The sequence below is a fragment of the Pacificoceanicola niger genome (assembly GCF_048553275.1).
Taxonomy (GTDB): domain Bacteria; phylum Pseudomonadota; class Alphaproteobacteria; order Rhodobacterales; family Rhodobacteraceae; genus Pacificoceanicola.
This window is the reverse complement of sequence record NZ_JBLZMW010000039.1, coordinates 1-9634: the sequence shown is the minus strand read 5'-3', so window position 1 is coordinate 9634 and position 9634 is coordinate 1. Positions and strand designations below refer to the sequence as shown.

Annotated in this window: 10 protein-coding genes; 3 read left to right on the top strand and 7 right to left on the bottom strand. The window is 58.2% G+C overall.

Annotation, left to right across the window (positions count from 1 at the left end; translation table 11 throughout):
- Window positions 1-181 precede the first annotated feature (181 nt).
- From ACN2XU_RS23960 to ACN2XU_RS23950, 3 genes are all read right to left on the bottom strand, one after another.
- A complete protein-coding gene (locus tag ACN2XU_RS23960; protein WP_000480968.1) occupies window positions 182-1018 on the bottom strand; it encodes an aminoglycoside O-phosphotransferase APH(6)-Id in 837 nt (278 codons plus the stop codon).
- Window positions 1018-1821: an aminoglycoside O-phosphotransferase APH(3'')-Ib gene (gene aph(3'')-Ib, locus ACN2XU_RS23955; RefSeq protein WP_001082319.1), complete on the bottom strand. Its 804-nt coding sequence runs from the start codon at window positions 1819-1821 to the stop codon at window positions 1018-1020. Before aph(3'')-Ib ends, ACN2XU_RS23960 begins: the two co-directional genes overlap by 1 nt.
- Before the next feature lie 65 nt (window positions 1822-1886).
- Window positions 1887-2501: a recombinase family protein gene (locus ACN2XU_RS23950; RefSeq protein ID WP_000904906.1), complete on the bottom strand. Its 615-nt coding sequence runs from the start codon at window positions 2499-2501 to the stop codon at window positions 1887-1889.
- 125 nt (window positions 2502-2626) lie between these two features.
- Here ACN2XU_RS23950 and ACN2XU_RS23945 point away from each other — a divergent pair, with 125 nt between their 5' ends.
- On the top strand, window positions 2627-5512 hold the full coding sequence (locus ACN2XU_RS23945) for a Tn3 family transposase (RefSeq protein ID WP_031943935.1): 2886 nt from the start codon (window positions 2627-2629) through the stop codon (window positions 5510-5512).
- On the opposite strand, the gene ACN2XU_RS23940 is transcribed toward ACN2XU_RS23945, so the two are convergent.
- The 4 genes from ACN2XU_RS23940 to bla (ACN2XU_RS23925) all read right to left on the bottom strand — a co-directional run bounded on the left by ACN2XU_RS23940 (window position 5509) and on the right by bla (ACN2XU_RS23925) (window position 8294).
- Entirely contained in the window at window positions 5509-5688 is a 180-nt protein-coding gene (locus tag ACN2XU_RS23940) for a recombinase family protein (protein WP_419412859.1), read from the bottom strand. The two genes, ACN2XU_RS23945 and ACN2XU_RS23940, sit on opposite strands and share 4 nt — an antisense overlap.
- Window positions 5689-6108: 420 nt before the next feature.
- The gene (locus ACN2XU_RS23935) at window positions 6109-6444 is read right to left on the bottom strand and encodes a hypothetical protein (RefSeq protein WP_263955031.1); all 336 of its coding nucleotides are present in this window, start codon (window positions 6442-6444) and stop codon (window positions 6109-6111) included.
- Window positions 6437-7378, bottom strand: coding sequence for a class A beta-lactamase (gene bla, locus ACN2XU_RS23930; RefSeq protein WP_263955032.1), 942 nt, complete (start codon window positions 7376-7378; stop codon window positions 6437-6439). Before bla (ACN2XU_RS23930) ends, ACN2XU_RS23935 begins: the two co-directional genes overlap by 8 nt.
- 52 nt (window positions 7379-7430) lie before the next feature.
- A complete protein-coding gene (bla, locus tag ACN2XU_RS23925; protein ID WP_394358523.1) occupies window positions 7431-8294 on the bottom strand; it encodes a class A beta-lactamase in 864 nt (287 codons plus the stop codon).
- A 198-nt stretch (window positions 8295-8492) separates the two neighbouring features.
- On the opposite strand from bla (ACN2XU_RS23925), the gene ACN2XU_RS23920 reads away from it, so the two are divergent.
- Window positions 8493-9365 carry a LysR family transcriptional regulator gene (locus tag ACN2XU_RS23920; protein WP_317134940.1) on the top strand — a complete coding sequence of 291 codons (873 nt, stop codon included), beginning with the start codon at window positions 8493-8495 and terminating at the stop codon, window positions 9363-9365.
- 25 nt (window positions 9366-9390) lie between these two features.
- A partial coding sequence (locus tag ACN2XU_RS23915; protein ID WP_419412858.1) for a hypothetical protein occupies window positions 9391-9634 on the top strand: 244 nt, incomplete at its 3' end.

Genomic DNA, 9634 nt, shown 5'->3' with positions numbered 1-9634 from the left:
GCAACGACGCGCCCTTCGCATCCAACTCATGCACCAGATTCAGAACGTCTCGGGTTGACCGCCCAAGGCGGTCGAGGGGTCGTTTGCGGGAGAGGGCGAAATCCTACGCTAAGGCTTTGGCCAACGATATTCTCCGGTAAGATTGATGTGTTCCCAGGGGATAGGAGAAGTCGCTTGATATCTAGTATGACGTCTGTCGCACCTGCTTGATCGCGGCCGCGATAGCTAGATCGCGTTGCTCCTCTTCTCCATCCGCGTTCCAAGCTGCGGAAAGGCACCCATAAGCGTACGCCTGGTCGAGCAGGCGACGCGGATCGACGTCCAGCGCACGAGAGAATGCGTCCGCCATCTGTGCAATGCGTCTAGGATCGAGACAAAGGTCGTCTCTGTCAGCCGGATCGTAGAACATATTGGCGGCGCCAAAGCCCACTTCACCGACCAGACCGACGGGATCTATCACCAGCCAGCCGCGACTGGAGAACATGATGTTTTCATGATGCAGATCGCCATGTAGCCCACGCAGTTCCGAGGCATTGCTCATCATTTGATCGGCTATAATCGCCGCGTGGACGTAGTCAGTTTGACAACCTGCGTTTTGATCATCGCGCGCCCGCTGAAACAAAGCTGCAAAGCGATCCCGGATCGGGAGAAGGGCAGAAGGCAGGGGTTCCTCAGATGCGGCATACAGCTTCGCCATTAGTTCCGCTGCAATTTCGGTCGCCTGGTAGTCGCCGTGCTCGGCAACGATGTGAGAGAGCATTCGCTCCCCGGCATATTCGAGCAACATCAGATTGTTCTCACGACCGAGCAACCGGACTGCTCCCCTCCCATTGCGCCATACCAGATAGTCGGCCCCGCGCAGTTCATCAGCAATGTCTTCTATAGGTTTCAATCCCTTGACGATTGCAGGAGTCCCGTCTGGCAATGAAACTTTCCAAACGAGGCTGGAAAAGGTGTCCGCAATGAGAACAGGTTGCGAAACGTGCCAATGAGCAGGAAAAACAGGCGGCATGAACATCAACCCCAAGTCAGAGGGTCCAATCGCAGATAGAAGGCAAGGCGTTCGCGGTCGGGGGCTTCGATCCCCAATACATTGAATAGGACAGCGAAGGCGCGCTCTGCTTCATCTGGCGCTGCCCAGTTCTCTTCGGCGTTAGCAATCATGAGTGCCAAATCGGCATAGCGATCTGCTGTTCCGAGCCGCCCAAGGTCGATCAGACCCGTGCATTGAAGAGTTTTAGGGTCCACCATGAAGTTCGGCATGCAGGGATCACCATGGCAAACAACCATATCGGTGCGCTCTTGGTCGAGCCGCACCGGTAGCTCTCGTTCGACACGAGCCAAAAGATCGAGCTGCGGCGTACTCTTGTCCTCGTCCGGTAAGAAGTCGGGATTGACGGCATTGCGGGACACCACATCAACGGCGCGTCCGAACATTCGCGACAGCCTGCGCTCAAACGGACATTGATCAACCGATAGGCTGTGAACAGCGCCAAGTTGCTGCCCCATTGACGGCCACGCTTTGAGCAAATCCGCTCCAGACAGATCAGCCGCCGGTACTCCCGGAATTGCCGTTATCACCAAGCATGCACCCTCCTGTTCCTCCTGCCAGTTGATCACCTCGGGGCAAGCCACACCTCGACCTTTGAGCCAAATGAGGCGGTCACGCTCTCCAGCGAGCTCACCGCGGCGGGAAGCAGGTGCGATTTTCGCGAAGGCATGCCCGTCACCACGTCGAAAAACAAAATCACCAGATTCTCCGCCTCTGACAGGCAACCAGTCAGAATGCGATTCACCAAAAAAAATATTAGTTCGATTCAATGGAGGTTCCTTCAGTTTTCTGATGAAGCGCGGAGGTGGCTCAACCTGCGAAAAGAAACGAGTTGCTACGTAAGTCCGAGAACATGCTTTCCATGGTCTCTGAGCTCGCCTTTGGGACCGACATATCGGTAGAGAGTGACGCGCTCGATGCCGAGTTCCTTGCAGAGATCGGAAACTGAAGTATCGCGCTGGGCCATGGCGGCTTGCGCGAGACGCACCTGAGCTTTGGTGAGCGCGAATTTTCGTCCGCCCTTGCGACCGCGCGCTCTCGCGGAGGCGAGACCCGCCATGGTGCGCTCTCGGATCAGATCCCGCTCGAACTCGGCCAAGGTGGCGAAGATTCCGAACACCATGCGACCGGACGCAGTCGTGGTGTCGATCTGAGCGCCCTTTCCAGTCAGAACCCGCAGGCCGATCTTGCGGTCTGACAGCTCCTTCACCGTGTTGACCAGATGGGCAAGCGATCGTCCGAGGCGATCGAGCTTCCAGACCACCAGCACATCGCCGTCACGCAATGACTTGAGGCAGGCAGTCAAGCCAGGGCGATCATCACGACCGCCGGAAGCAAGATCATCATAGATATTGTCCCGTTCGACACCTGCGGCGCGCAAGGCGTCGTGCTGCAGGTCGAGAGACTGCGAGCCATCGGCTTTGGAGACGCGGGCATATCCGATCAGCATGTATCACAAACGTTGGTTTGAGGCGGCGCTTCGGCCACGATTGCATTGACCTCTGGAAATGTATCTCAACCAGCTTCATAAATAAAGCGTCTTGAACGCTATCAGATTTTGAAAAAGGAACATGTATGCCGCGTCGCGTCACTCTAACCGATCGGCAGAAAGACGCGCTGTTGCGCTTGCCGACTTCACAGACGGATTTGCTCAAGCACTATACGCTGAGTGATGAAGACCTTGGGCATATCAGGCTGCGTCGGCGCGTTCACAACAGGTTCGGCTTCGCCCTGCAATTGTGTGTCCTGCACTATCCCGGCCGGGTGCTGGCTCCAGGCGAACTGATCCCTGCAGAGGTCATCGAATTTATCGGAGCGCAGCTTGGCCTGGGTGCCGACGATCTCGTAGACTATGCTGCCCGCGAGGAAACACGGCACGAGCATCTTGCCGAGTTACGGGGGCTCTACGGCTTCCGCACCTTCTCCGGGCGTGGTGCGAGCGAGCTGAAGGAATGGTTGTTCCGAGAAGCGGAGATGGCGGTGTCGAACGAGGATATCGCCCGTCGCTTCGTAGCCGAGTGCCGACGCACCCGCACTGTCCTTCCCGCGACATCCACGATCGAGCGGCTTTGTGCCGCGGCTCTCGTCGATGCCGAGCGACGCATCGAGACGAGGATCGCCAGTCGGCTGCCTATGCCGATCCGAGAACAGTTGCTGGCATTGCTCGAGGAGACGGCTGATGATCGGGTGACCCGTTTTGTGTGGCTGCGCCAGTTCGAGCCTGGCTCGAACTCTTCGTCGGCCAACCGGCTGCTCGACCGGCTCGAATATCTGCAACGCGTCGATCTCCCCGAGGATCTGCTTGCCGGCGTTCCTGCCCATCGGGTGACTCGTCTGCGCAGGCAGGGTGAACGGTATTATGCCGACGGCATGCGCGATCTCCCGGAGGACAGGCGGCTTGCGATCTTGGCTGTTTGCGTCTCGGAATGGCAGGCGATGTTGGCCGACGCAGTGGTCGAAACCCACGACCGGATCGTCGGCCGTCTCTACCGTGCTTCGGAGCGTATTTGCCATGCAAAGGTCGCAGACGAAGCGGGGGTGGTGCGTGACACCCTGAAATCCTTCGCCGAGATCGGGGGCGCCCTGGTCGATGCACAGGATGATGGCCAGCCGCTGGGCGATGTCATCGCGAGTGGGTCAGGGTGGGACGGCTTAAAAACCCTTGTTGCAATGGCAACCAGGCTGACCGCCACCATGGCCGACGATCCGCTCAATCATGTGCTCGACGGTTATCACCGCTTCCGCCGATACGCTCCACGCATGTTGCGCCTGCTCGATCTGCGAGCTGCGCCCGTTGCACTGCCGCTTCTGGAAGCTGTGACGGCCCTTCGTACCGGTTTGAACGATGCCGCGATGACCAGCTTCTTGCGGCCCAGCTCGAAATGGCATCGCCACCTTCGGGCCCAGAGGGCTGGCGACGCTCGCCTATGGGAGATCGCGGTGCTGTTCCATCTGCGCGATGCGTTCCGCTCCGGAGATGTCTGGCTTACTAGGTCCCGGCGCTATGGCGATCTGAAACACGCACTCGTTCCGGCACAAGCCATCGCGGAAGGCGGTCGTCTCGCTGTGCCATTGCGGCCGGAGGAATGGCTGGCAGACCGGCAAGCTCGCCTCGACATGCGGTTGCGCGAGCTTGGCCGTGCCGCTCGCGCAGGCACGATCCCGGGCGGGTCGATTGAGAACGGCGTTCTGCATATCGAGAAACTCGAAGCCGCCGCGCCGACAGGCGCCGAAGATCTGGTGCTCGATCTCTACAAGCAGATCCCGCCCACGCGCATCACCGATCTCCTGCTGGAGGTGGATGCGGCGACCGGCTTCACCGAAGCGTTCACCCATCTGCGCACAGGAGCACCCTGCGCTGACCGGATCGGGCTAATGAACGTTATCTTGGCGGAAGGGATCAACCTCGGCTTGCGCAAAATGGCGGATGCGACAAACACCCACACCTTCTGGGAATTGATCCGCATTGGACGGTGGCATGTCGAGGGCGAAGCCTATGACCGGGCGCTGGCCATGGTGGTCGAGGCACAGGCAGCGTTACCCATGGCCCGGTTCTGGGGCATGGGCACGTCGGCTTCGAGCGACGGACAGTTCTTCGTCGCTACAGAGCAAGGTGAGGCCATGAACCTGGTCAACGCGAAATATGGCAATACCCCGGGCCTGAAAGCTTATAGCCACGTCTCCGACCAATATGCGCCGTTCGCAACCCAGGTAATTCCTGCAACGGCAAGCGAAGCGCCTTACATCCTCGATGGCCTGCTGATGAACGATGCTGGACGCCATATCCGCGAGCAGTTCACCGACACGGGCGGCTTCACCGATCACGTCTTTGCCGCATGTGCCATTCTCGGCTACCGGTTCGCTCCGCGCATCCGCGACCTGCCATCCAAACGGCTCTACGCGTTCAATCCGTCGGCCGCCCCGGCGCACCTGCGAGCGTTGATCGGCGGAAAGGTCAACCAAGCCATGATCGAGCGCAATTGGCCCGACATCCTGCGCATCGCCACCACCATTGCTGCCGGGACCGTCGCGCCAAGCCAGATTCTGCGGAAACTCGCCTCCTATCCGCGGCAGAACGAGCTCGCGACAGCCCTGCGGGAAGTCGGTCGCGTCGAGCGCACCCTGTTCATGATCGACTGGATTCTGGATGCCGAACTCCAACGGCGTGCCCAGATCGGGCTCAACAAAGGCGAAGCTCATCATGCGCTGAAGCGGGCAATCAGCTTCCACCGCCGCGGTGAAATCCGCGACCGTTCCGCCGAAGGCCAGCATTACCGCATCGCCGGCATGAATCTGCTCGCCGCCATCATCATCTTCTGGAACACCATGAAGCTCGGCGAGGTCGTTGCAAACCAGAAACGCGATGGAAAGCTGCTATCGCCCGATCTCTTGGCCCATGTTTCGCCGCTCGGATGGGAACACATCAATCTCACCGGAGAATATCGCTGGCCAAAGCCTTAGCGTAGGATTCCGCCCCCTCCCGCAAACGACCCCATCTTGTCGAGCTCCGGGCGTTTTCGCTTGGAGCCGCTGATCTTGTCCGCGAAAATGCGTTCAGCTCCGCCGTTCTTCAAAGCTTCGATCTGAGCATCGAGCTGCTGGTTCTCGGTCGAAACACGCCCGTATCCAATAATCATGCCGATACGGTATCAAAAACGGCTCAAAACGCAAAGGTTTTTGCACCAGGTTTTTGAGCTCTCCAAATGCTTGGAAAAGTTCGGAGTGCTGTGTTTGGCTCAAAAACGACCGTTTTTGCCGCATGGGTTTCCTCAGGGGTTATTGGCGATGTCGTTTTTCACAAATAAGTTCAGCAGCCTGTCACAGACGGTTCAGTGAACGGCCGCAGCGTCGAAGCAGCCGTTCGCGCAGATCGCAGCGAACGGCTTGAGGGAGCCCACTTTACCAAATGCTGCGCCTCGCTCGAATGGCAGCGAAGCGCAGTTAGCGATCTATACAAAGTGGCGGAATCTGCCAGCCATGTGGCAATCCTAATGGGGGCGCCTTGCGCCTGGAACGCAAGTTTGCCACGTAGCCGTTTCACAAGATGAAGGATCAGGTCAGGAGCATTTGAACGGCACGAAAGTACTGGCCATGCCTTCGTTCATCGTCATGATCGTCAGCAGATTGGCCAATTCCAGTTCGGCCTCGGTGACCGGGCATACATCGGCGGGGGCTTGGCAGCCGCTGTCTATGAACGACTGATTCCGCGTCAGAAATTCTGTCCGCAGGCCGTCCAGCCCTTGAAACCCGAGCGCGGCATCGACGGCTCTCTGATAGAGAACACATTTCTGCTCACTCCAGGTCAAGCCTTCCAGATCCTGCGCCCCCACCGGAGGCGCGAGACAGAGCAGGACCACCGACATGGGCAGCAAATGAAAGCGGCGATCAGTCATTGGGATAGGGATCGTAGGGTGGCAACACCACATTCGTGGTTGCAATGCGGGCCAATTCGGCATGTGTGCTTTCCTGTGCATCCCTGTTTCGGGACGACCCTCTGATATAGATCGTCATAAGAAGGGGTTTCCGGTTTGGCGGATAGATCGCCGCAATGGTCGCGGTTTCCCCTCTGGGGCCGGTGCCTGTCCGGTCGCCGACCGTCCAGCCAGATGGCACACCGGCCCGGATCCGCGCGCCGCCGGTCGTGTTCGCGATCATCCACGCGGCAAGCTGTTCCTTGCTTCGCGCTGTCAGAATGTTGCCCAGCAATAATGTCTCCATGGTCTTCAGCATCTGTGACGGTGTGCTGCTGTCCCGTAGATCGCCGGGGGGCACATCGTTCATCTCGGTCTCGTAGCGATCAATCCGCGTCACCGGGTCGCCCATATTGCGCAACGTCGCAGTCAGGGCCTCGGGGCCACCGACACTGCGCAAAAGCAGGTTGGTCGCTGCGTTGTCGCTGCGCGTCATTGCGGCCTCGCAGAGGCTGCGCAGGCTCATGTTGCCACCGACCGCCTCTTTTGCGATCGGGGACCACGCGACAATATCCGAGGATCGAACTGCGATCTGCCGGTCGAGCCGTTCCTGCCCCCGGTCCACGCGCTGAAGAACGGCTCCCGCAAGCAGAAACTTGAAGGTGCTGTTGAGCGGGTATGTCGAGGTTTCGTCCCATCCGCTCGCACGGCCAGTCTCCGTGTCCAGCACCGAAACGCCGAGATCACCATCGACCTGCAGGCTGATGACCTCGAATGAGAAGCGCGGGATCAGGCCGTCATCATAGGTGCGCGGTTGCCACTCGCGCGTTCCATAGGAAGCATTCCGGCCAGTTGCCGCGGAGGCAAGCAAAGATGCCGCTCCGGCGGTAAACAAGCGTCGGGACAGAGTCTTCAAAACGGCTCTCCTCAAAAATTGGGGCTTATCGCGGCCCCTGAGTTGCGTCCACTTATCGGGCGCTGATCTCGGCGATCATTGCCTGACCGATCTCTGAAACCACCTGATTGCGAAGTGCAAAATCGGCATCACTTTCGGTAATATAGATCGCGGCAAAGTAGTGAACATCCGTCTCAGGCTGAATGAATGCAATGATTGCGCGAGAGCCATTGCCTCCGGCCCCGGTTTTGTCGCCGATCACCCAGCCGTCAGGAAGGTGGGCCCGGATCAGCCCGTCCGCCACTGCGTCGTCAATCATCCACTGACGCAGTTGCGCCGCAGAAGCGGGCGTCAAAACATCCCCCAGAAGCAACACTTCCAATGTGTTCAGGATGGCCGAAGGTGTAGATGTATCCCGTGGATCCCCGACTGCCCCCTCGTTCAGAGCCGTTTCCCAGCGATCAAGGCGTGTGGTCTGATCTCCGATACCGCGCAGAAAGGTGGTAAGCCCCTCAGGCCCACCCACAGCTTCAAGCAACAGGTTACCCGCAGTGTTGTCGCTGAGAGTCACTGTCGCTTCACAAAGTTCACTGACTGTCAGGCCATTGTCCAAATGTTTCTCTGTCACCGGGGAATAGGTCACCAGATCATCTGCTGCGTAGGTTATGCGCCGGTCCAGATTTTCCTGTCCCGCATCGACACGCGCCAGAACCGCACCGCACAGGAGGGATTTGAACGTGCTCGACATCGGAAATCGTTCATCTGCACGCATCGCGATTTCCCAATCTGAGGATGAGTCACGCAGAACCACCCCGATACGCGCATCCAGACGCTCCTCCCAGGCGGAGACTGTTGCTTGCAGGTCCTGCGCCAACAACGGTGTCGCAGTTCCCGCGATCAAAGCTGCGCTCAGGAGTGCTCGAATATATGCCTTCATGGTTTTCCACTCTTCTTTGTTACGGCGCAAAATCTCGACCCTTCCGGCAGGCTGAAAAGACAAACCATTGGGCTTCAGAGATGATGTGTCGGTTGATATTTGCTGAACTGGCATTGATCCAGCTCATGAGAGCGGCATTAATTTCTTTTCATACAGTGCGCAAACGACTAATTGTCAAACTCTGCATAAGAAAAAATAATGCCAATGGATCGCCCAAACATCCCTCTCAACGCGCTGCGCAGCTTTGAGGTTGCTGCTCGTCAGGGCAGTTTCACCAATGCCGCCATAGAGCTTTGCGTGACCCAGGCTGCTGTCAGCCATCAGATTTTGCGCCTGGAGGATCAGCTTGGTGCAAAGCTGTTTCACCGTACGTCCAAAGGGCTGCTACTCACCCCGGAAGGTGAGGCGTTGCTACCGGTCCTGACCGCCAGCCTTGATCGTATCAGCAGCGTTTTGGATCGGTTCACGGATGGTCGTTATCATGAAACGATCAATGTGGGGGTTGTGACGACTTTTGCCGTCGGGTGGCTTGCGGAGCGTTTGGCTAAATTTGAGGAATCCCATCCGGGTATCAGCATTCGTCTTTTCACAAACAACAACCGGGTAGACATCGCCCGGGAGGGTCTTGATCTGGCGATCCGTTTCGGTGCCGGGCGCTGGCCCGGGCTGACCATACAGCCCCTGATGGAAACACCGCTGACCCCGATATGCGCACCATCTGTGGCATCGGCCCTAAAAGCGCCCGAAACATTGCTGAGCCAAAAGCTGCTCAGGTCTTATCGCGCCGATGAATGGCCCATCTGGTTTAAAAAAGCAGGTATGGTGTCACCTTACATCGAAGGCCCGGTTTACGATTCTTCTGTCGCCATGGCGGAACTGGCGGCAAAAGGCTTAGGCGTGGCGCTTCTGCCCCATGCCATGTTTCAGGCGCAGCTATCTGAAGGCCGGCTGGTGCGCCCGTTCGACACGGAAGTAACAACCGGACGGTATTGGATCACCCGGCTTTCCAACAAAGAGCCGACAACCGCCGTTGCGGCATTTGAAGCCTGGATTTGCAAGGCAGCTCTGTAACCCCCAATCGTCTTATCAAAAAACGGTGAACCGTATTTCTGCTTCGGCTTCATCAACCAAGGTTCTTTGGACAACAGCGAATAACGTCTCCCCCTTCGTTTTGGGCTTGAGCGTCATGCTGCGTCATGCACAAAGGGCAGCTTCGAGCCTGACTGCGGCCATCGACACCGGTATCTGGAATGGCGGTTCAGTCCGCATAGCAGCCAGCGGACCTAATCCGGGTCTGCGTCCGCTTTGGCACTTCCTGTATCCAGCGCTCTATATACGGT